General features: G+C 50.4%; 19 protein-coding genes. 18 read left to right on the top strand and 1 reads right to left on the bottom strand.

The annotated features are described in order from the left end of the window. The first annotated feature begins 102 nt into the window (after nt 1-102). From MKY59_RS24040 to MKY59_RS23955, 18 genes are all read left to right on the top strand, one after another. Nucleotides 103-4164: an S-layer homology domain-containing protein gene (locus MKY59_RS24040; RefSeq protein ID WP_339274158.1), complete on the top strand. Its 4062-nt coding sequence runs from the start codon at nt 103-105 to the stop codon at nt 4162-4164. A gap of 355 nt (nt 4165-4519) precedes the next feature. After that, complete coding sequence (locus MKY59_RS24035) at nt 4520-5242, top strand: DNA alkylation repair protein (protein WP_339274157.1); 723 nt, start codon at nt 4520-4522, stop codon at nt 5240-5242. 19 nt (nt 5243-5261) lie between these two features. Next, a complete protein-coding gene (locus tag MKY59_RS24030; protein ID WP_339274155.1) occupies nt 5262-5816 on the top strand; it encodes a methylated-DNA--[protein]-cysteine S-methyltransferase in 555 nt (184 codons plus the stop codon). 170 nt (nt 5817-5986) lie between these two features. Continuing rightward, nucleotides 5987-6124, top strand: a complete 138-nt coding sequence (locus tag MKY59_RS24025) for a hypothetical protein (RefSeq protein WP_339274154.1) — start codon at nt 5987-5989, stop codon at nt 6122-6124. Between the two features lie 6 nt (nt 6125-6130). Further along, nucleotides 6131-6568 (top strand): hypothetical protein, encoded by a 438-nt coding sequence (locus tag MKY59_RS24020; protein ID WP_339274153.1) that lies wholly within the window; start codon nt 6131-6133, stop codon nt 6566-6568. Nucleotides 6569-6611: 43 nt separating this feature from the next. Then, entirely contained in the window at nt 6612-7145 is a 534-nt protein-coding gene (locus MKY59_RS24015) for a cysteine hydrolase family protein (RefSeq protein WP_339274152.1), read from the top strand. An 83-nt stretch (nt 7146-7228) separates the two neighbouring features. Further along, complete coding sequence (locus MKY59_RS24010; protein WP_339274150.1) at nt 7229-8101, top strand: aminoglycoside phosphotransferase family protein; 873 nt, start codon at nt 7229-7231, stop codon at nt 8099-8101. Nucleotides 8102-8183: 82 nt separating this feature from the next. Next, the gene (locus tag MKY59_RS24005) at nt 8184-9710 is read left to right on the top strand and encodes a helix-turn-helix domain-containing protein (RefSeq protein ID WP_236415576.1); all 1527 of its coding nucleotides are present in this window, start codon (nt 8184-8186) and stop codon (nt 9708-9710) included. Nucleotides 9711-9753: 43 nt separating this feature from the next. Then, nucleotides 9754-11577, top strand: a complete 1824-nt coding sequence (locus MKY59_RS24000) for a histidine kinase (RefSeq protein WP_339274149.1) — start codon at nt 9754-9756, stop codon at nt 11575-11577. Further along, entirely contained in the window at nt 11567-13105 is a 1539-nt protein-coding gene (locus tag MKY59_RS23995; protein ID WP_339274148.1) for a response regulator, read from the top strand. Before MKY59_RS24000 ends, MKY59_RS23995 begins: the two co-directional genes overlap by 11 nt. A gap of 118 nt (nt 13106-13223) precedes the next feature. Further along, nucleotides 13224-14903, top strand: a complete 1680-nt coding sequence (locus MKY59_RS23990) for an ABC transporter substrate-binding protein (RefSeq protein WP_339274146.1) — start codon at nt 13224-13226, stop codon at nt 14901-14903. A gap of 144 nt (nt 14904-15047) precedes the next feature. Then, nucleotides 15048-16013: an ABC transporter permease subunit gene (locus tag MKY59_RS23985; protein WP_236415582.1), complete on the top strand. Its 966-nt coding sequence runs from the start codon at nt 15048-15050 to the stop codon at nt 16011-16013. A gap of 110 nt (nt 16014-16123) precedes the next feature. Continuing rightward, entirely contained in the window at nt 16124-16963 is an 840-nt protein-coding gene (locus MKY59_RS23980) for a carbohydrate ABC transporter permease (RefSeq protein WP_236415831.1), read from the top strand. Further along, nucleotides 16963-18519 carry a glycoside hydrolase family 43 protein gene (locus tag MKY59_RS23975; protein WP_236415584.1) on the top strand — a complete coding sequence of 519 codons (1557 nt, stop codon included), beginning with the start codon at nt 16963-16965 and terminating at the stop codon, nt 18517-18519. Before MKY59_RS23980 ends, MKY59_RS23975 begins: the two co-directional genes overlap by 1 nt. 63 nt (nt 18520-18582) lie before the next feature. Beyond that, the gene (locus MKY59_RS23970) at nt 18583-19608 is read left to right on the top strand and encodes an endo-1,4-beta-xylanase (RefSeq protein ID WP_236415585.1); all 1026 of its coding nucleotides are present in this window, start codon (nt 18583-18585) and stop codon (nt 19606-19608) included. An 88-nt stretch (nt 19609-19696) separates the two neighbouring features. Then, nucleotides 19697-20683 (top strand): glycoside hydrolase family 43 protein, encoded by a 987-nt coding sequence (locus MKY59_RS23965; protein WP_339274144.1) that lies wholly within the window; start codon nt 19697-19699, stop codon nt 20681-20683. Nucleotides 20684-20952: 269 nt separating this feature from the next. Next, nucleotides 20953-21300 (top strand): hypothetical protein, encoded by a 348-nt coding sequence (locus MKY59_RS23960; protein ID WP_236415587.1) that lies wholly within the window; start codon nt 20953-20955, stop codon nt 21298-21300. 279 nt (nt 21301-21579) lie between these two features. After that, nucleotides 21580-22602 carry a formylglycine-generating enzyme family protein gene (locus MKY59_RS23955; RefSeq protein WP_339274141.1) on the top strand — a complete coding sequence of 341 codons (1023 nt, stop codon included), beginning with the start codon at nt 21580-21582 and terminating at the stop codon, nt 22600-22602. A gap of 160 nt (nt 22603-22762) precedes the next feature. Here the strand turns inward: MKY59_RS23955 and MKY59_RS23950 are convergent, their stop codons facing one another. Continuing rightward, nucleotides 22763-23950 (bottom strand): ROK family protein, encoded by a 1188-nt coding sequence (locus MKY59_RS23950; RefSeq protein WP_236415592.1) that lies wholly within the window; start codon nt 23948-23950, stop codon nt 22763-22765. Nucleotides 23951-23986: the final 36 nt, after the last annotated feature.

Below are 23986 nucleotides of genomic sequence, written 5' to 3'. Positions count from 1 at the left end.
TGATCCAAAAGAGAGTCTTAAAGACTAAGTCGACTATAATTGCTGAAGGGAGGGATAACAAAACTAGCCTTTACCAATTTTTGAAGAGGGAGTCCATAAAAAATGAATAAGAAGTTTTCGAGAAAGATTGTAAGCGCTAGCCTTGCAACCGCACTTTTATTACCGGGAATAACTCCAACTTTTGCTTCATCCTTTGAAATTATGAATTCAAATGCGGAAACCATTTCTACAGAGAGTCTCAACAGCAAGTCCTTGTTCGGGGATATTTCAGGACATTGGGGACAAAAAGCAATTGAAGAGTGGACAGGATACGGCGTAGTAAAAGGATACAATGGCAAGTTTCGTCCTAACTCACCAGTAACAAGGGCTGAGTTTGCCGCCATGATTGACAATATTATGAAATACATAGAAGAGGGAAGCAATTCATTCTCGGATTTAGAATCGAATAAATGGTACTACGGTGCGATTCTAAAGCTGGACAAGGCAGGCGTTCTTAAAGGAACGAATGGTGAGGCTCTGGCGGAGAAAACCATTACGCGTCAGGAAGCGGCAGTGCTTTTGGCCGGAGCATTCCAAACGGCTGCTGGTACAGATTCGGTTACATTCAAAGACAGTGATCAAATCGCTGATTGGGCCAAAGCATCGGTACAAAGCCTCGTATCCGCATCAGTAATTAACGGCAGACCGGATGGATCGTTCGAGCCCCAGGCCAACCTTTCTCGAGCAGAAGCGGTCACTTTATTTGATCATTTGATACAGATGCTCGTCACAACCCCTGGAGAATATTCGCAAGACGTCCAAGGAAATATTGTGGTCAATACCCCTGATGTGATTTTGAAGGATATGACTATTTCCGGAGATTTGTATGTCACACAAGGTGTCGGAGAAGGTGAAGTAACCCTTGATAACGTCCAAATCAAAGGCAACGTACACATTCAAGGCGGTGGGGAGCACTCCATTATTTTTAATAATGTAGATGTACAAGGAGCACTTGTCGTTAACAAATACAATGGCAAAGTGCGGATTCTTGCTACAGGAAGCACATCGGTATCTTTAACTGTACTTGAAAGCGGCGCTTTGGTTGTCACTAAGGACCTTACCGGTGGCGGATTTGAGACAGTTGAAATCCCGGCCGATATCCTTGCAGGCCAAGAAATCAAACTGGATGGCAACTTCAACAAAGTAGTAAACCATGCTGTGAATGTAAAAATTGCAGCGAGTGGGTCGATCAAGGAGTTTGTTGCTGAAGCAGAAACGAATATTACCGGAAACGTCAACATTGACAAGTCTTCAGGCAACTCAAGCATTGTAGTTAACGGTGCTGCTTATGTACCTTCGGCTGGAACGACAGGATCGAGTACAGGTACTGGAAATAGTGGTAATGCTGGAAATGCTGGAAATTCTGGAAATTCTGGTGGAAGTAGCACCGGAGGAGGAAATTCGGGAGGCTCTGCACCAGGGAATGGAAACGAATATGTTGCGGTGACAGGCCTAACGGTTGCACCTGCATCGGCTTCTCTTGTGGTTGGCCAAAAAACGCAACTTACCGCAACGGTTTCGCCCGGCAATGCGACCAATCCCAGAGTCAACTGGAAAGTAGCTGACGGCCAGACTTCGATCATTAGTGTAAGCGATTCTGGTTTAGTAACGGCCTTGACTCCCGGTACAGGAACAGTTATCGCTACGACTGAGGATGGAACATTTAGCTTTAGTTCAACGATTACGGTTTCAGCACCCGCATTGGGTATAACATTGTCTAAATATGAAGGGTCCATTGTAGATCCCGATACCCAACTGGATGAGGAAACAAAAACCAATAATGAACATGTTACGATACTAAGCAGCGATCAATCGTTAATTCAAGCAAATCATTACGATGCTTCGATAACAGCAACGCAAGCTTTGCAGGGAACGGTAACTACCTCTGTATACAGTGTTGTTTCTTTAACGGACGCAGATGCAAATCCGTTAGTGGATGTTTCTGGGGTAAAAGTAACTTTGGATGGGATGGAGTATAATCCTGAATTTGGAGTGGGACTGAGTCAAGGAAATGAAACCAACCGTTTCTTGCTCAAGTTAGACATACATCAGCCAAGAAACATTGAACAGCATCAGCTCATCATCTCTCGTGAAGGGTATGCGGATACTTCTATGACGATTACGTATCGTCCGGAAGGAACAGTGGTTCTACAGGCAATCGATCCGATCGCAGGGGAGCTATTGGTAGGATCAGAGTTAAGTGCAGGAACAGTGCATTACGAAGGTGGGCCTGTAAATCAAGAGGCTTTGTATCAGTGGTATCGTTCGGATACAGAGACAGGATTGTACAGTAAAATTGATGGGGCAACATTTGCAAAATATACGTTAACTGAAGACGATGGCGGAAAGTATATTCGTGTTCACGTTGCGTCTGACGAAGTACAGGTTAGCGGTTCAGCCATAAGTGAAGCTTTCGGACCTGTACAAACTCCCGTAAGCGCAAAGGAAGTATTCGCTGAAATCGAGAAAGTGTTCCTCGGGAAAAATACAGATAAAAATAACGTCATTAGTGATTTGTTTCTTCCGACTTCCCTGCCAGGCTATCCGGGAGTTCTAATCAGTTGGTCGACTGATAATGAGTCTGCATTGTCCAGCACAGGGGTCATCACCCGAATTGAAAAAGAGGATCAATTCGTAAAATTAACAGCGACTTTGAGCGGCGGAGCGGCAGGAACACATGAATACGATTTGACGATCAGGGCCGCTGGAACGAACAATGTAGGCATTGACGGATTTATCGATCCGTATTTTGTGAGCAGCTATCCACAAGCTTATATTAAAGATGGCACAATTCATGTTAAATATGCACTAAACGCGCCTGCGGAAGTCTACATGATTGTCAACGTTATTAATGGTGGGTGGAAGTCAGATGTAAAGGCTGTCCTTGAAGGGCATTCAGGGGAAAACAATAAGCTTATTTATACGAATCAATGGCCGTATTTTGAAATAACCTCCGATCAAATCAACCAGGTTCAGGATTTCGATACAGGGGTCAAAATCTCTGGTAGTAATAAGTCAGAAGCCAAAGTGGAATTTGTTATTGCTAACCAATCCCAAGGGTATGTTTCAAGCGAAGTCACTCGAATTCAATTCGACCAGACCGTCGTCGGCAGTTTGGATACCCAACCTCCAGTTTCTTACGCAAAGTATATTAACAGAGATCTGGACTCGATTTATGTCTATTTCAACGAGAAACTAAACACAAGTAGCGTTCCTTCCATCCAAGACTTTACGCTGAGCAGTGGCCGCGTGGAATCTTTAAGTGTAGTTAACAAGCAGACAGGGATCCAACCGGCCTATGTCAAGCTTCGTGTCAGTGGCATCACAGAGGCTGATTTGAGTACTCTGAGAGTCAGCTATAACGGCACTGCATTGAAGGACTTGAGCGATGCTGAAAATGAGGTAGTAAGCTTCTCCAATGCAAAAATTAATGCGTATAGTCCAAAATTCACAAATATTATGCTTAGTTCTGATCGTCGTTCTGTTTTGGTAGACATAGAGCCCGGCTGGGATCCGTATGATTTTCCTGAGTTGAATTTCGACGCGGCTTCTAGAGCAAGATTCAGTATGCAAATTGCAAGTGTGAGTTACAATCCGAATTTCATCAAATACAGCTATGGATCGAGCGAGATCACGTACACACTGCAATTTGATTCACCTCTTCCTGAAGGGGAAGCAACGTTAAAGTTCAATTCAACCGGATTGATCGATTGGGCCCAGGATTCATATCCAGAAGAGATAATATCAGGACCGATTTTGCAGCTTCCTGCTTCCGGGTCGCCAACAGCAAGTTATTCTCAACAAAACGGTAAGATTCTTTTATCATTTGCGAATGGATTCGAGCTAAGTAATTCTTCTACAGCAGCAGCAGGATTAACGTTGAAGATTGACGGCGTAGAATATGCTCTTCGTGGGTATCTGATGTCGCTTAACTGGAACAGCAAAAATCAAATTTATATTGATCTCAATGAAAAATATTCTTGGAAATTTAAACAGGCTGTGGAGCAAGGCAGCGACATTCAAATCAAATATTCAAAAGTCAATCAAGAAGACCAACAACAATTGTCTGATGCAGCTGGTGCACTTATTCCGGATTTCGATTATATTCAAGTTACCAAACAATAGTAACGGGCAAGAAAAAAGAAGCGACGAGAGCAACCTTCGTCGCTTCTTTTTTCAGTTAAATAGTTTTTTTGATTTTGCAATCTTGCTCAAACATTCCTGTAAGGCTTACAATCACAGGCTTAAAAGTTATACTTGTAGATAGATATATCTATGTAAACCGCAAAAAACATACACACGTTAACGGAGAGGCAGAACCAATCTGGAGAAGCGAAGCGTTCGCATTTATCACCGGATTTTCCCCTTAAAAAAGGGGAATCAAAAAATCTGGGGATAACAGCGATCGGAAGATGGTACTGCGCTCGCAGTGGCCTTGTGTGATTGATTATTGCAGTTTATATATCAGAGGAGGACCTGAGTGATTACTGATGTGCGTACCGAATTGTTGTCCCTCGCCGAACCGGAATATCAAAAATTTGCGTCGGCGCTCATTCCCAACATCACGAATTTGCTCGGAGTGAGGTTGCCGGCGTTGCGCAAGGTGGCGAAACGAATCGCGGCCGAAGACTGGCGCGGTTACCTGGAGGCGGCGAAGAACGATTATTTCGAAGAAGCCATGCTGCAGGCGATGGTGCTTGGTTATGTCAAAACCGATCTGGAGGAATGGCTGCGGCAGATTGCCCGCTTCGTTCCCAAGATCGATAACTGGTCCGTTTGCGACAGCTTTTGCATCGGATTGAAAAGGGCGAAACAGCATCAAGACGAAGTGTGGGCTTTTTTGCAGCCATACCTGATTTCTGATCAGGAATACGAGATTCGCTTCGGGGCGGTCATGCTCTTGAATTATTATATGGACGAGCATTATATCCACAGGGCGCTGGCTGCGTTGGACCGGATCAAGCATGAGGCATATTACGTCAAAATGGCCGTGGCTTGGGCCGTTTCGATCGCTTATGTGAAGCAGCCTGACATTACGATGCGTTATCTGCAAAACAATACGCTGGACGATTTCACCTACAACAAGGCGCTTCAAAAGATTACGGAATCGCTCCGCGTGGATGCAGAGACGAAAGCGTTGATTCGCAGCATGAAAAGAAAGACTGCCAAAGTGCAGCATACGGCACGGAGCAGCAAGGGTTGAACGGAATGGAGGACAACCGATGAGACAAAGCATAAAATGGACCGCGTTGGAGCTGGATGGGCAGCCCTGGATCCCGATGGCTACCGAAAAAGGGTTGTGCCGCATCGTGATGCCGAACGAAACGCTGCAGGACTGGAGCGCATGGGCTGCGCGGATCTCGCCGGAAGCGGAGCTGCAGGAAGACGCGTCCGCGCTGGAACGAACGGGCATCGTCGATTGGCTGAAGGCATACTTCAACGGAGAACGGATGGCGGTATCGCCGGACATTCCGCTGGATTTGGTCGGAACGGCGTTTCAGAAGCAGGTATGGCAGGAGCTTGGACGTGTGCCGTACGGGGAGACCCGGACGTATGGGGATATTGCCGTGGCCATCGGCAGACCTTCCGCCGTACGGGCTGTAGGCGCTGCGAACGGAGCAAATCCCATTCCCCTCCTTCTGCCATGCCATCGAATTATCGGGGCCAACCGGAAGCTGACCGGATTTCGCGGCGGGCTTGAATTGAAGCGAAGATTGCTGGACATGGAGCGCATAGACGGCGTGGCCGATGGCGGCCATGAGCGGTTTCGGTTTTAATGACTCGTGATGTGACGGGAAGGGAAGAGAAATGGAGGGTGGGCCTGAAATGAGGCGCACTACAGCGGAAAACCACGGGAAACCGTGGTTTTTTTTGCTGTCACATCTTCCGATATATGGGTTATGATGGATATGAATGAAGAAGGGTCGGGGAGAGGAGAGATGAAATGATGACGGATTCAAACTTCATTGGCATACTTCCCGGCATCGAGAGATTTGAAGAGGACATCCGGGAAATTGGCTACCCGGTAAAAGGGCGACCCGGATCTATGAAACAGCAGCGGCCCGAAAACGAAAAGAAAGGGTGACGGATGATGGCTGCTATCCCGCGAAAACTGCTTTCGGCATTGCTTGCGTCCATCGCATTTGCATGTATTCTAGGTCTTCTATCGGTAGGCATGAGGGGGGCGTACGATTTCCATATGTACGTTCTGATTTATGCGATTTACGGTACGCCGGGGCTTCTGTTGATTGGGATTCCCGTTTCGTTCCTCCTGGATTACGGGTTGGGCAAGATTCACACGGCAAATGCCGGTGTGAGAACGGCGTTAACGACGGTTGGGTATGCAATCGCTGGTTTTGCTGGAGGAACCATCTATTTGATTGTTATTACCTCCGGAAGGGCGCTCCAAAGTTCTTTTGGTGAGTGGCTGCCGCTGAGCTTGCTTGGCATTTTGGCCGCCTTGTTATTCGCGTTCATCGATCGAAGGCTGCTTGCCTCATCCAAAACGATTAAACCTCCGGTTGGATGAGCGATGCTCATTATAAAAAAATATTGGAAGCGGAGGAATGGGGATGAGCAACTCAAAAGCACTTCTAGTTATCGACGTTCAGGCAGCCATGTTCGATGAAGCCGACCCCGTAGTCCAGGGAGAGGCGCTGCTTCAAAAAATCAAAAGTTTGATCGCCAAAGCACGCCAAAACGGTCATCCCGTGATCTACATTCAGCATACCGAAGGAGCGGGCACCCCGCTGGAACAGGGGTCGAACGGCTGGGAAATTCATCCAAGCATTGCGCCCCTGCAAGGGGATGCTATCGTCGAGAAATTGACGCCGGACTCCTTTTATGAAACGCAATTACATTTATTACTGCAAGAGATGGGCGTGAAAGAGCTCATCTTGTGCGGCATGCAGACAGAGGTATGCGTCGATACGACCTGCCGCAGCGCGTTCAGTCACGGGTATAGTGTAACGCTCGTGAGCGATGCGCACAGCACCTGGCATTCCCCGCAGCTGCAGGCAGGCCAGATCATCTCACATCATAATCATGTGCTGAGATTGTTCGCGACAGTGGCGGGCGAGGAAGAAATATGGACCGGCGGAGCATGACATGATTCGAATTTCCGCCAGGAGCCTTGTAACCGCATCTGGCAGAAATGTTTTTGAGGGGGAGTAGGGGAGGGGGAACCGGATTGCATGGCAGTGGTGTTTGTGCATTGAAAGATATTCATTGGATCGAGCTCCATCAGGACATTCGGGCACTCATGAACCAGCCATGCCATGTCGTCCCCTTGTCGCCAGGGATGGAGGCAGACGTATATCGGTACGGGTTCGAAGGCAGATCTTGTGTGCTCAAAATTTGGAACAAGGAATCGAGGCCCAATATCGCCAATCAGTATCGGCTGCTTTCCGAATTGCATCATCAAGGTGTGAAGGTGTCCATCCCTTATGGATGGGGCGAAGATGCAGAGCGGAATCAGGTTTTGCTTATGAACGACGCCGGCATCCCTGTAGACACGCTGACTTCAGAGAAGCTCAAGGACCTGGCGTTAATGCTGATGGAGGTACACCGCTTTAGGAAAAGCCCCCAGGATGATGATTTTATTCCAGCCTATGATTTCGCCGGTTACTTTTTTCCCGGCATTGCAAGTCATCCGGATCTGGAACGGATTTTATCCGATGCGCTTCAGCGCGTATCACTCAGGCAGGACTGCCTGATTCATGGAGACTACAATTTGTGGAACGTCCTGGAGGCGAACGGGTGCTGCACCATCATTGACTGGACGAACGGACAATGGGGCGATCCCAGATACGACGTCGCATGGTCTGTTTTCCTGATGGACGTCTATACCGGCCCCAAATACGGAAAAACGTACCGTGTGGAATTTCTCCAGTGGAACGATTATGCCAGTGAGGATATGATTTGGTTCGAAGCCCTTGCCTGCTTGCGCTGGCTTTTGCTGAAACGGACCGGAGGCGTGCCTTTGCATGGCGAAACGCTGCAGCGTATGACGGCCATCCTGCATCGTAATCCATATGTAAGTACGGATTTGTTGCTCCGGTAGTTGAAGGGCGACAGTACGAATGGCGGCAACGTTTGAAACACGACACCCTGCAAGCTTCATTTCATGAAAGGGGGAAACATGAATGATGAATGTTTTATTAGTGGATGATGAGCCGTGGGTACTGGAAGGCCTGCGAACCATGGTGAATTGGGACAAATACGGTTTTCGAATCTGCGGAGAGGCCGAGAACGGCAATGCCGCCTGGTCGATGATTGAGGGGCTTCAGCCGGATCTGGTGTTTACAGATATTCACATGCCTTCCGTAAGTGGTCTCGAACTGATCGACCGTTCTATGCATGGGCTGGCCAAACCACCGCGATTCGTCATATTAAGCGGATATGACAACTTCGAATATGCCAAAACGGCGTTGGAACAGCGTGTGGAGGATTATTTGCTCAAACCTATTGATGAGGCCGAGATTGAAACCGTATTGGAGCAGATGAGCCGTAAAATCCAGGAGGAGCATGCTTCGAAGGAAGCGCATCAGCGCGAGCGTGCTTTATATGTGAATTGTTTGTTCAACCGTCTGCTGCAGGGTGAGGACGACAGCGAACTGCAAGCGGAGGTGATGGGCATGCTGCAAATGGAAGGTCGTGAGAGCATGGCCTGTCTTCTGATTGAAACGGATGCCGGCACAGAGGACGTGAAGGCACGGGTACGCCTGTTGGCCGACGAACATTGGTCAGAGCCTTTTATGGATGCCGAAGGAAGAATCGGCGTGTTCGCTGCCGAAAGCGGAGGATCTCTGGAGCGGCTTGAAACATTGGGGAGAAGTCTGTTTGAGACATACTCCGGCCATGCGTCGATCATTGTTTCATTCGGTCATCAATCAGGCGGAGTAGGCGCGCTGCGGTCAGCGTATGACAGAGCGTTATCCGCGCTAAAATGGAAGCGTTACCAGCATGGAGGCGGCTTCGTGCAGGATCAGGAATTGCCGCAGTACGAGGACGTGGCCTGCGTAAATCATAAAGCTCTGGCAAACCTGCTTGCAACGATTTTGTCGGGCGAACAAGACAGGCTGGAGGGAGAGGTGCATGCGCTGTTGACCAATTCGGACGCAGGAAGCCACGGGTCGGACATTGAATATGTCCGGGTTCAACTGCTGGCCCTCGAAATGGGGGTCCTCAAGCAGCTGAAGGAACTGGACGGGGATATGGACAGCTTTATGCTGCACGTTCAACAGATGCCGGTCGGCCTTACCGGCATACATTCCTATCCCGCGTTTCGGGAATATGCGCTCGAATTAAGCCGCATTGCCTCGAAGGCGCTGCAGGAGCAGCGGAAAGAAAAGGAATGCAGCACGGCCTTTCGGGTGGTGCAGTATGTCAATCAGGAGTTCCGGGAGAAACTGCAGCTTCAGGAGCTTGCTCAGAAATTTCATATGAATGCCAACTATTTGGGGCAAGCCTTCAAACAGCAGACCGGAAAGTCCTTTCGGGAGTATCTGAATGATAAACGGATTGAAGAGGCAAAGCGGCTGTTGCGCCAGAGCCGTCTAAGCATTGCCGATGTCGCGGTAAACTCAGGGTATCCGAATGCCGACTATTTTGTAAGTCAGTTCAAGCGAATGACGGGCATGTCCCCTTCCGCATACAGAAAGCAACCATAGTTCCGACTCGGAAAGTAACGAATGAAGGATGGCGATAGCAAATATGTTTAAAAAATTCCGATGGCGCGGCATCGTGAACGATATTCCTCTGAACTACAAGTTTATGCTGATCTATATTATCGGGATTTTGCTTCCCATCATCGCGAGCAATTATTTGTTCATGGATCGCATGACCGGTCTGATCAAGGAGCGCGAGGAACAGAATTTGCAAATATCGCTGGAGCGGGCCAGAAAGGACATTCATACGATGATTGACGGCGGCATCGCCGTCAGTCACGCCTTGATTACGGACAAGCTGTTGTCCGAATCGATGGATCGGGAGTACAACGGCCAGCTGGATTTCTACACCACGTTCGATGAGCAGCTCCGCCACCGGGTGACCTCGTATATTCCCGTGAACAACCAAATTCAGCGAATTGGCATCTACACGGACAATCCAACGATCGTGCCTGGCGGGGATTATTACTATCTGGACGATACGATGCGCGCCAGTACTTGGTTCAGGCAGTGGAAAGCGGCAGGAGAATCGCTGAGAGTGATCGCTTACCGCGATCAGGCTGCGAATGATCGGGCGGCGATCGCTTCGTATTTTAGCGTAATTGAAAAAATGGACTATTACAACGCGGACAATTCTTATCAAAAGCTGGTCCGCATTGACTTTTACCTTAATCGTTTCTACGACGTTATTGCCAGAGAAAAAAGCTCGTTGGATCTGTATCTGGTCAACGCCCAAAATCAAATCATCGTGTCGACGGATGACAAGTATCAGGGCGAGGTGGATAGCGACTACGCGTTGTTCGATATGAGCAAGACGGCAGACAAGGACCTACATATCGTTACGATTGGCACCGCCAGCTATGTGAAAGGCTGGAAGCTGATCGGCGTGCCCCAGGAAACACGCGTCAAACAAGCGATGCTGTCCATGCAGCTTTATTTCGGCATGCTCGCCGGCATCATTACACTGATTACGTCGGTTTTCATCTATGTCATGCTGCGGTCCTACAATTATCGGGTGAAGCGTCTGTCCAGACATATGCAAAAGGTGGGCAACGAGAAATTCGATCTGATCAACATTGATGGCGGAAAAGACGAGATCGGCCATCTGATCCGCAATTTCAATATGATGACCGCTCAGATCCATTCCTTGATCAACAATGTGTACAAACTTGAAATTCAGCAGCGAAGCCAGGAAGCCGAACGCATTCGTGCCGAGCTGAATTTGCTGCAAAGCCAGATGAATCCCCACTTTTTATTTAATACGCTGAATGCGCTGCTTGTCGTTAGCACCAAAAACAATTATGTAGATGTCAAGGATATCATCAAGGACCTTTCCAAACTGCTGCGCCGCCTGCTGAACTGGAAGGATGACCTGGTAACGCTGGAGGAGGAGATGAGTTTTACGGTCATGTACCTGGGGATCGAAAAGTTCCGTTTCCGGGACAAGTTTGAATATTACATTGACATCAGCGATGAAGCGAGGCATTATAAAATACCAAAAATGACCATCCAGCAATTGGCAGAGAATGCTTGCAAGCATGGCATACAGGCTATTGAGGGTTTTGGCTATGTGAAGATCCGAGCCGAAATCGCAAGCGAGCGCCTGCGCATCGTTGTATCCGATAATGGCAAGGGCATGAACAAGGAGCGGCTGCAAGAGGTTCTGTACCACATGCGGAGCAAGGAGGAGAGCGGGGGCAGCAATATCGGCCTGCGCAACGTCTATCGTCGTCTTGAATTGTATTACGACGATAAGGTGAATTTCAGCCTGGTGAGCAGAATGGGCGAGGGGACCGAGGTGTCCTTTGAAATTCCGTTGCACCTGCTGGAGCATCAGGGTGGAGAAGGAGGCAAGGACATTGGCATTTAAAGTACTGCTGATCGATGATGAGCCTTGGGCGCTGGAGGGCTTGCAGCTGTGGATCCCTTGGGAAAGCCTTGGGTTTGAGGTGTGTGCCTTGTGTGGAAACGGGGCGGAAGGGTTGGAACGGATGGAAGAGCTGAAGCCGGATCTGGTCATGGTCGATATTCATATGCCGGTCATGGACGGGTTGGAGATGATCGAGGAATGGCGGCGCAGAGGCAACTGGTCAACCAAGTTTATTATTTTGACGGGATACAGCGATTTCGGGTATGCGCGAAAAGCGCTGAAATTCAGAGTTTCCCGGTATCTGCTCAAACCGCTGGATGAGGAACAGGCAGAGTCCGAGGTGCGCGCGATAGGTCAAGAGCTGATCAAGGAGCAGGAGCAGCTTTATATCGGACAGGTCGCGCAGAGAGAGCAGGAGATTTTGGCGATTAAGGAGGCGCTGACGGGTACAGCGCTATCCACAGAAGCTGCTCGATTCATGGAATCCCTGTCCCGGTCCGCCGATGTCTGGAATGTATGCCTGGTTCAGGTGTCCGGAGAGGATTATAGCCGATGGAACAGCATTGCAGCAGAGTTTCTGAACGGGTGGAACGCCATCTATATGATCCGCTTGCGCAACGATCTGGTTTCCATTGTGTTCGGAGATGCTGCCCACTCCTCCCAAGGATCGGGAGAAAGCGTAAGGAAGCGATTGGAGGCACTGGCTCGCCATCTGGCGGGCTTTCGTGCCTTTATGGCGATTGGCGCAGCCGAATCCTCGCTGACGCGCATCGGCCATTCGCGAATCACGGCCGAGGAAGCGCTGCTGCACGCCTTTTATGAAGCGGAGAGAAACGAAGTATTGGAATATGACGCGCTCAAGGAGCATGTTTTTCAAAGGCATTACGACCAGGTGGAGCTGCTGGATCGCATGCTGGGAACGTTTCATCTCATTGACCATGCGGCCTATCGGGCCGTTGTGGATCATATGAATCAATCCTTCCGTCAGACGCGGGTTCACCCGGATGAGGCCCGAAAATTCGTCATCTACCTTCTTCATGAAATTCGCGCGTATATGGGGGAACAAATGGAAAAGGATTCAGGCGCTTCAAATCGTCTGTTCGAAATCCCTAATCTGGATGAAGTCCTGTTGACCTTTGATGACTTGATCGGCATGCTGCATTCATGCGGACGAGTCTGCTTTGAATTGCTGCTAAAGGAGAATGCGGCCGAGGCCCAGGGCATTGTGCAGGATATCAATGACTATATCCATACGCATTTTCGCGAAGGATTGACCATTAAGCTGCTGGCGGAACGTTTCTTTCTGCACCCGGCTTATCTGGGGCAATTATTGATACGGAAAAACGGAATCGGCTTCAACGAGCTGCTCCATAATCTGCGCATTGAGGAAGCTTGCCGGCTGCTTCAGACGAATCTGTACAAAAACAGCGAGGTGGCAGAAAGGGTTGGATACGCCAGCTACAATCATTTTTTGAAACAATTCGAAAAGCGTCTTGAGATGTCTCCCAACGAATACAAGAAAACCTGAGCTTTTCTCGGAAAGAGCTATAATTCGAATATAGTTTCCAGACAGCTGTAAATTTATAATGAAATCATTCACATGAAAGGGCTTTCACAAAAGCAAGATCAAATTTTGGAGGTGCTTTATGGGGGACAGCAAGAAAAAGTTTTTCCGCATGGGGGCAACACTGCTGCTATCACTTAGCGTTGCACTGGCCGGATGCTCAGGCGGCGGTGCAAATGAACCAGGCAGCGGCGAGGCAAGCAGCGGCAGCGAGGTTGGACCTGACAATCCGATCGAAATCTCGGTATTTCTGAACGAGGCCGGACAGCAGCCAACCGCAGACAACAAAATCTACAAGAAAATGAAGGAAGAGCTTGGCGTTACGTTCAAATTCGAATTTTTGGCCGGCGACAAAAACCAAAAGCTCGGCGTCATGATTGCCGGAGGAGATTATCCGGATCTGATCTCAGCGGATACCAAGCTGACTGCAGCCGGTTCGGTCATTCCACTCGAAGACCTGATCGAGGAGCATGCGCCTAATCTGAAGAAGCATTATGAAAAGTACTGGAACCAGATGAAGGACCCTAACGACGGGCACATCTATTACCTGCCCAACTACGGGGCTTACAACGGCGAGGTAGCGGATACTTATTACAGCGGACCTGCCTTCTGGATTCAGAAAGCCGTGTTGAAAGAATTCGGTTACCCGACGCCGAAAACACTGGACGAATACTTTGAGTTGATCGCGAAATACAAGGAGAAATATCCAACCATCGACGGCAAGCCGACCATCGGCTTCGAGGTATTGAACTATGACTGGAAAAACTGGGGCCTTTTGAACCCGCCACAGCATTTGATCGGTCATCCGAATGATGGCGGCGTCGTTGTAAACGATGGCAAGGCAGAGATTTTTGCGGACAAGGATTACGCCAAAACGTACTATGAGAAGCTTAATGAAATTAACGCACAAGGCTTGCTCGACAAGGAAGCGTTTGCGCAAAACTACGATCAGTACATGGCTAAATTGTCCAGCGGCACAGTACTCGGCATGTTCGACCAGCACTGGAACTTCGGCAGCGCTGAAGATTCTTTGGTAACACAAGGCAAAATCGAACGCACATATGTCGGCTTCCCGCTCGTGTACGATAGCAGCACGAAGGACTACTACCGCGACCGTGCAGCGCTCAACTTGAACAACGGTTTCGGTATTACCGTAAGCGCTAAAGATCCTGTAAAAATTATTAAAGTGCTCGACAAGTTGATGGAAGAAGAATGGCAGAAAACGCTCACTTGGGGCATTGAGGGCGAGGACTACTACGTCAACGACGAAGGACGCTTCATGAAAACGCAGGAACAACGCGACAACGCTGCGGACGCTGCATGGAAGCTGGCTAACAAAGCGGACGCCTACTATGCCACCGCACCGAAGCTGGAAGGCTATTTCAGCGATGGCAACGCCACTTCGGCAAGCAATCAGCCCGAAGAATATCAATCCAGCCTGAAACCGTTTGATAAGGAAGTTCTGGATGCATATGGATTCAACAGCTACGTGGATTTCTTCAGCGATCCGCCGGAAAATCCAATCTACTACCCGGCCTGGTCCGTCGATCTGGTTGAAGGTTCTCCAGCCAAGATTGCCAATACCAAGCTGAACGAATTGTCGACCAAATATTTGCCGAAAGCGATTCTGGCCAACCCATCGGAATTCGGCAGTGTCTGGAACGAATACGTTTCCGAAATTCAAAAGCTGGATATCAAGGCTTACGAAAGCCGGATCAATGAAGTATTGCAGTGGAGAATCGATAACTGGTCTGTGAAATAAGACAACGGTCATCAGGAAGGGAGGCAGCTTTCCTTCCTTCCTGTTTTTGCAAAAACGCGTATTGCTGGACGCAGTCTGTCATCTTGGAAAAACGTCGCTTGACGTTTTCTTTTCAATACAAAGCTGGATAGGGAGCTTGATATTATGGAGGAAATCGTAGTGGGCAACAAGCCGCTCGGCCCGAAGAAAAAACCGAAAATCCGACGGCTGACCTGGCAGAACATCAAAGCGCAGAGACAGCTGATCTGGATGTCTGTTCCTCTGCTTGCGTATATCGTTACCTTTGCTTACGTCCCTGTCTGGGGCTGGACCATGGCTTTTCAGGATTATAAGCCTGCAAGAAGCTTCTCACAGCAAACCTGGGTAGGATTCAAGCATTTTCAATTTTTATTCACGGATGACAACTTTTTGCGAGTGCTTCGCAATACGCTGGCGATGAGTGTGATCAACCTCATATTAGGCTTTGTAACCGCGATTATTCTGGCCCTGCTGCTCAATGAGATCAAAAAGGTCATGTGGAAGCGGACGGTGCAGACGATTTCGTATCTGCCCCACTTTTTATCGTGGATTATCGTTACCGGCATCGTGGCGACTTCGCTCGCTTCCGACGGCATCGTTAATGATATTTTAATGAAATTGCACCTCATCAATGAACCCATTCTCTGGCTGACGGAAGGAAAGTATTTCTGGGGAGTCGTTGCAGGTTCCCATGTCTGGAAGGAAGTCGGCTGGAACACGATTATTTATTTGGCGGCTATGGCCTCTATTGATCCGGCGCTGTATGAAGCCTCCGACATTGATGGGGCCAATCGCTACCAAAAAATGTGGAACATCACCCTGCCGGGAATCAAGCCAACCATTGTCATCCTGCTGATTATGTCGATCGGACATATTTTGGAAGCAGGCTTTGAGGTTCAATATTTGCTGGGCAACGGACTTGTTGTTGACTGGTCGGAAACGATTGATATCTTTGTGCTCAAATACGGGATTGCCCAGGGCAACTATTCGCTAGCTACTGCCGGCGGGATATTCAAAACCGTAGTCAGCATTACCATGTTGCTCATCGCGAATTGGACCGCCAAGCGGCTTGGGGAAGAGAGGCTGTTATAATCATGAAAAAAACTACATTGTCCGGTTCAGGGAATACGGCACTTTCCGTACGCCGCCCGGGTGGCAGGGGCATTGAACCGATTCTGTTCAACACCTTCAATACCATCTTTATGATTTTGCTGGTCATTGTCACGTTGTACCCGTTTCTGAACACGATTGTCGTTTCGTTCAATGCAGGGAATGACACCATCCGGGGTGGATTGTACTTATGGCCCCGCGAGTTCACGATGCAGAATTACAAAGCGGTGTTTGCATCAGGCACGATTTATAATGCGTTCATGGTTTCCGTGGCGCGTACGGTGCTTTCCACCGTGCTGAATATATTCCTGACCACCATGCTGGCCTATACGCTGAGCCGCCGGGAATATATTTTCCGCAAGCTGATCACGACCGTGTTTGTACTGACGATGTATTTCAACGCAGGGCTCATTCCGGGGTATTTCCTGATGAAGGACCTGCATTTGATCAATTCGTTCTGGGTGTATGTCATCCCGTCGCTGGTCAGCGCGTTTAACTTGATCGTCATCCGTACTTATATCTATACCATCCCCGAAAGCCTGATCGAATCAGCCAAAATAGACGGGGCCGGAGATTTCAGGATTTTCTGGAAAGTCATCTTTCCGCTGTGCAAACCCGTTTTGGCAACGATTGCGCTCTTCGTCGCGGTAGGGGCATGGAACTCCTGGTTCGATGCTTTTCTGTATACGTCCTCCCGTCAAGAGCTGAGCACGCTGCAATATGAATTGATGAAGCTGTTATCCTCCAGCATGAACGCCAACAGCAACCCTTCGGTAGCCAACGGCGTTGGGGTGGAGCATTCGACACAGGTAACGCCGATTTCAATCCGGGCCGCGATTACCATTGTTGCTTCGGTACCGATCCTGCTCGTATATCCGTTCATGCAAAAATACTTTGTCGTTGGACTTAACGTAGGGAGTGTGAAGGAATAATGCCACAGCTTCAATCGCATACGATCCGTTATGCCAATCCGATCCTGCCCGGATTTTATCCGGATCCGAGCATCGTGAAGGCGGAGGATTATTTTTACCTTGTTTGCAGTTCGTTCGAATATTTTCCCGGAGTACCGATTTTTCGGAGCCGGGATCTGATTCATTGGGAGCAGATCGGCAATGTACTGGACCGGATCAGCCAGCTTGATTTGACCGGGCAGAAAAGCTCGGACGGCATTTACGCTCCTGCGCTGCGTTACCACGCAGGCACGTTCTATATGATTACGACAGATGTGAGAGGCATCGGCAACTTCTACGTGACGGCAACCAACCCTGCCGGACCGTGGTCCGATCCGATTCGCATTCCGTATGGCGGAATTGACCCATCGCTGTTTTTTGACGATGACGGCAAAGTGTATGTTACGGCCCAGCAAGGCGCGGATTACGACTCTCACGCCATTCAGTATGAGATCGACATTGCGACGGGAGAGGCGCTCTCCGAACCGCAAGTCGTATGGCATGGAGACGGCGGTCCATGGACCGAAGGGCCGCATTTGTACAAAATCAACGGCATGTATTATATGATGTCCGCTTCGGGCGGAACGGCCAAGGAGCACCGCGAAATCATCGGCAGAAGCGATAAACCTTACGGTCCGTTCGAACGCTATCCAGAGCCCATCCTGACCCATCGCCATCTGGATCATCCAATCCAGTATTTGGGCCATGCCGATCTGGTGGAGGATCACCACGGCGACTGGTGGGCCGTATTTCTCGGCGTGCGGTTGACGGAGGAAGGATATAGCGTGCTGGGACGGGAAACGTTCCTCGCACCGGTCGTTTGGAATGACGGTTGGCCGCACATTGACAACAATGAAGGAATAGTGAGCCTGGATATGACGGTTCAGCGCCAGCCCGTGACGGCCCCTTCTTTGTTGGAGGAAAATGGAGCCATCGTTGTCGGCCGGGACGAATTCGATGGAGAACTTGGACCGCAATGGATGTTTGTGCGCAATCCGACAGAGGGAGCATGCTCGCTTGCAGAAAAACCGGGTTTCCTGACGTTGTATGGTCAGGCGGCGGGTCTCGGCGACGTTGGCCAGCTCACGTTTGTCGGCCGGAGGCAGCAGCATCTGCATGCCAGCTTTACGGCATGTATGTCATTCGTGCCGGTCGCCGACGGGGAAGAAGCGGGGTTGTGCATCCGCCGGGATGAGGACGCGCACTACGAGCTTGGCATAAGACGGTTGGAAGACCGCAATGTGCTCTTTGCCCGTCTGACGGTGCGCGGAGAGTCGCACACGGTTCATGAAAGCGAAACGCAAGCGGAGCAGCTATGGCTCCGGATCGAATCGTCAGAAAAGGAATACAGGCTGGCTTGTTCCGAGGACGGGGAAAACTGGAGGGGTTTGGGGTCGGGTTCGGCGCGTGCCATCTCTCCGGAGGATTTTGTCCATAAAATGTGCTTCACCGGAGCGGTGATCGGGCTATACGCTACGGGCAACGGCCGGGCAAGCAGCACTCCTGCCCGTTTCGACTGGTTTGAGTATTCGATCTGACCTGCCGCCAATACAGGCTGCAAGCTTCAGCCCAAGAGGAACAGGGCAATAACGAGGAGGGAAATGATGGTTTCGTTTCGAACAGAGGCCCCACTGAAGGAATTGTACAAGGACGCTTTCCATATCGGAGCAGCAGTGAATCCGGGCACGATCGAACGCCAGCGTTCACTGCTTGCATATCACTTCAACAGCCTGACGGCGGAAAACGAAATGAAATTCTCCAGCGTGCATCCAAAGGAGGAACTGTATACATTCGAGGATGCGGATATCATCGCGGCCTTTGCCCGGGAGCATGGGATGGCGCTGCGCGGCCATACGCTGGTCTGGCATAACCAGACTCCCGAATGGCTGTTCGAGAACAAAGCTGGGGGGCTGGTGGAACGTGCTGTATTGCTGGAGCGATTGCGCGCACACATTCAAACCGTCGTTGGCAGATATAAGGACGTTATCTATGGTTGGGATGTCGTGAACGAGGTTATTTCGGATGATGCGAACGACGAAAATGCATTCCTGCGGCCTTCCAAATGGTTGGATATCGCGGGAGAGGACTTTATTGCCAAAGCGTTCGAATTCGCCCATGAAGCAGACCCGCAGGCGCTTTTGTTCTATAACGATTATAACGAGTCCAATCCGCACAAGCGGGAGCGCATTTATCGGCTCGTCCGTTCGCTGCTGGATCAAGGCGTGCCGATTCATGGCGTCGGCCTGCAGGCGCATTGGAATCTGTATGATCCGAGCCTGGACGATATGCGCGCCGCGATTGAGCGATATGCGCAGCTTGGCCTGCAGCTTCAGCTTACCGAACTGGATGTCTCGGTATTCCGCTTTGACGACAGGCGCACGGATCTGGTTCATCCTACGGAGGAGATGCTGGAGTTGCAGGCCGAGCGATACGAATCCATTTTCCGCCTGCTTTACGAATACAAGGAACATATCAGCGCCGTGACATTCTGGGGGGCAGCCGACGATTACACCTGGCTTGACGATTTCCCTGTCCGAGGGCGGAAAAACTGGCCTTTCCTGTTCGACGAGTCGCATCGTCCGAAGGAAGCCTATCAGCGTGTTGCGCAAATCGCCGCGCCCAAGTGAAGCTAGACGGATCACCCGTCATCGTTGAACCCGTCGCCGCGTCCAGAAGCTGGGCGCGGTTGCATATCTTTTGGAAGGAGCCATTTGCATGCCCGAATTGCCTAAGCCGCATCAACCTTTAGTAACCCATATCTTTACTGCCGATCCGTCGGCGCATGTGTTCGAGGATCGCATCTATATCTATCCCTCCCATGATCTCGACCATGATGGTCCAGTGAATGACAACGGGGACCAGTACAAGATGGAGGATTATCATGTGCTGTCCATGACGGACATGGATTCACCCGTGACGGATCATGGCGAGGCGCTGCATGTGAAGGATGTCCCTTGGGCATCCAGCCAGATGTGGGCACCGGATGCCGCGTTCAGAAACGGCACTTATTATTTGTTTTTCCCTGCGCGGGACCATGATGGCATTTTCCGCATCGGTGTGGCTACATCGTCGTCTCCGGCAGGCCCGTTCAAGCCGGAGGAGCAGTACATTCAAGGCAGCTTCAGCATTGACCCCGCTGTGTTCGTCGACGAGGACGATCAGGCCTACATGTTCTTTGGCGGGCTATGGGGCGGACAGTTGGAGAAATGGCAGACAGGAAGCTACGTGGAACATGCGGAAGGTCCTGCCCCGGATGCTCCCGCCCTCGGACCAAGAGTGGCGAAACTGAGCGATGATATGCTATCGCTGGCTTCGGAGGCGCAGGAGATCGTCATCGTGGATCAGGAAGGCAAACCGCTGACCGCAGGCAACGAGGATTGCCGATATTTTGAAGGACCATGGATGCACAAGTACAATGGCAAATATTATTTGTCCTATTCTACAGGAACGACGCACAAACTGGTGTACGCCATCGGCGACAGCCCGGTGGGGCCGTTTACATTCCAAGGCACCATTTTGCCGCCCGTCATAGGCTGGACAACGCATCATTCCATTGTACAATTCCGGGAAAAGTGGTATCTGTTCTATCACGATTGCTCCCTTTCCGGCGGCGTCGACTACAAGCGCTGCGTGAAATTTGCCGAGTTGGCGTACAATCCGGATGGCACCATTCGCATGATTAACCCTTATCCCGAGAAGTAATGCGGGTGGAGAAGTTTTGTCGGCTTGGACGACATCGACAGTAACCTCTTGCCGATGTACTTTTCGCAGAGAACATTCTTGTCACGAATACGTGGCAAGAATGTTTTTTTTGCATGACATGTGGCTGACCATCTTACTTTAATCATGAAGCGGCGCACCACATGCATCCGGGCATGCATCCTCACAAGGGCATCAGCGGACAATCTTCAGGATGCAAGTCCTAATCTTCGCCTCTTTGCATATGAATTAAGCTATAAGGAGGCGGGACCATGGAACAAAAGGTTACGGAGTATTTCGAATTGAAACGGCAGCAAAAGGAGATTGAGCAGCGCTTGGCCGTACTGCGCGACGAAATCGTCGCATACTGCGAAGGGCAAGGCGTGTACGAGACGTGCATTGGGGGATTTTCCATCAAAACGGTGCTGCAGCACCGCAAGGAATACGATGACAACAAGCTGTATGCGTCTCTTGCCGATCCTGAGCTGTGGAGGCTCGCGTCCAGGGCGGATGGAAACAAGATCAAAAGCTTGATCAAGCTGGGCGTGCTGACTGAAGAAAGGCTTCGCTATGCCGTCACCGAGAAGCAGGTTATCGTGCTGCAGGTAGACAAGTTATAAAAGGAGGACGCAGGTTCCAACAGGGGCAAGCCGCTTCCAAGCTGCTGTACCCAAACCAAAATTGAAGATGACGATTCAGGCGGCATCTTTTGGTATCCCCCTACATTCGGGTGGAACCGGAAGATGTCTTTGTCGTGATCGGAAGATGGTACTGCACTCGCAGTGCCTTGTGTGATTGCTTAATGGGGTTTATATAGTTGCAGCCCAACACTTTCTTCCAAAATGAAATTAAGATGATATAATTAAATAAAGCAAAGACCATCGAAGGGGGTACGTTTTATGGATCACAACGAACGGGACGGTAACCAGGCCTCTTGCTGCACGCCGGGACGCGGAAAAACGGCGGTCAACATCAAGCCGGGGAAGCGTATTACCCTAAAACAGGCTTGCTGTCAGGAAAGCGAAACAGAGAATGCACCTGCAGCGGAGCGCCCAGGCATGATTCGGTTGGAGGGTGGAACGTTCCGTATGGGAACGGACAGCACGGAAGGTTTCGAACAGGACGGAGAGGGACCGGCCAGGGGAGTCACGCTCTCATCGTTTTACATCGATCGTTATGCCGTGACGAATGCGCAGTTTGCCGATTTTGTCCAAGATACCAACTATGTCACGGAAGCCGAGCGGTTCGGCAACTCCTTTGTGTTTCATTTATTGCTACCGCCGGAACAAAGGCAGAACAGAGCCACGATGGTCATGCAGACGCCGTGGTGGCACATCGTGGATGGTGCGGATTGGAAACATCCCGAAGGAAAGGGTTCCCATGTGGAAGATCGCATGAACCATCCCGTCGTTCATGTATCATGGAACGATGCGCTGGCTTATTGCAAATGGGCCGGAAAACGTCTGCCGACAGAGGCGGAGTGGGAATATGCTGCGCGCGGCGGTTTGGATCAGGCGAGGTATCCGTGGGGAGACGAGTTGACGCCGGACGGCAAACATATGTGCAACATTTGGCAAGGAAAGTTTCCGATCACCAATGATGCCGAGGATGGATATGTCGGAACCGCGCCTGTAGATGCGTTTGAGCCAAACGGATTTGGATTGTATAATGTGGCAGGCAATGTGTGGGAATGGTGTGCGGACGAGTTCGATCCATATTACCATCGCCAATCGTCCAACATCAATCCGCTCGGCGTGAGCCGAGGAAATGCGCGATCCATGCGTGGAGGCTCGTACCTATGCCACGATTCCTATTGCAACCGGTACAGGGTCGCGGCACGCAACAAAAATACGCCTGACAGCTCCTCAGGCAATACCGGATTCCGCTGCGCTGCGGACGCGGATGATGAACAACGCGGCTGAGGCTTCCGGAAGCTAATGCAAGCACCCGTATAGGGTGCTTTTTTGGTCACGCCGATTGTCGTTTTCAGGCTGTGGCATACGAAAACAAACCTCTGTTCTCGCGGTTCGCGATCGTTCAGAGGTTTGTTTTTGGCATGTGTTTGGCACGATTTGCAGAAGGTCATCCATCCCATTCCTGCAAAATCATCAGCGCTGCGCCGGTGACCACGCCTTCGTCCCGCAGCTCCCCTTGAGAGAAGACCGGATCGTACTCGGGATAATGATAGATGTTTTTGCGGGCAATCTGAATGGCCGTCTCGTAGACCAGCGGATGCGCGTTGACGAGAGCTCCACCCAAAATGACGTATTCCGGATGAACCGTATTGATCAGGTTGGCCAGCCCAATGCCCAGATAAGAGGCGGTTTCCGTAAAAAGCTCCTTGACCAAAGCGTCGTTCTGTTCAAGCGCTTCGGCCAATGCCGCGAAATGGATTTGCTCCGGCGGCAGTCCGGACAGGACGCTTTCCCGGCCGATTTTGAGCTGAGCGCTTACCCGCTCCTCCAGCGACGGGACGGAGACGTAGGCTTCCAGGGCGCCGTAGTTGCCTTTGTCCCGCAGCCTTTTGCCGCCCGTCTGAATAATCATCTGTCCGATGGCCCCTTCGGTATCCGCCGCACCGCGCAGGATTTTGCCGCCGGACATGATGGCCGAGCGGATACTGACCCCCGAGTGCACATATAACATGTGTTCACAGGTATCGTCTCGCAGCGCCCAATGCTCCGCAAGCAAAGCCGTGTTGGCCCCATTGTCCAGCCGTGCCTTAATATGAAGCTGTTCCTCCAGCATACGGCAGATCGGCACGTTGTTCCACGCTTCGGACGGGAAAAAGTCCGGCTGCAGGATAATGCCTTGCTTCGGATCCAGAGGTCCGACAGCACCTATGCCGAGCCCGAGCACCTGCTCTGCGGCAATCTGATGTTTCTCCAGCATCGCTTGCGTTTCTTGGACTACCAGTTCCACGAAGCGCTCCGGCGTTAAATCACGATCCATTTTCCAGCGAGAGAGGGCCAGTGGTTGGAGGTGAAGGTCATATAACCCCAGCGAAGAGCTTATTCGCGATATATCCAGCCCAAGCAAATAGCCGTAGGATGGGTTGGTTTGGAACAGAATCGGCTTGCGTCCTCCGGTGGAGCTGCCCAATCCGGAAACGACGATCTTTTTTTGGCCCAGCATATCTTCCAAAATACGTGTCATGCTGCTGCTCGTAATCGTGAAATATTCCAGCAGATCGGCTTTGGAGACGGTGCCAAGGTAAGCGATCCGATCGTAAATCTGTTTATGAATTGAAGAATGGGAACGTTTAAGCATCAGTATACGGCTCCATTTCCAAGTGAATGAGTCGGG

The organism is Paenibacillus sp. FSL W8-0426, from assembly GCF_037969725.1.
Lineage (GTDB): Bacteria > Bacillota > Bacilli > Paenibacillales > Paenibacillaceae > Paenibacillus > Paenibacillus hubeiensis.
Note: the sequence above shows the minus strand (reverse complement) of the source record. Positions and strands in the feature narration are given on the sequence as shown.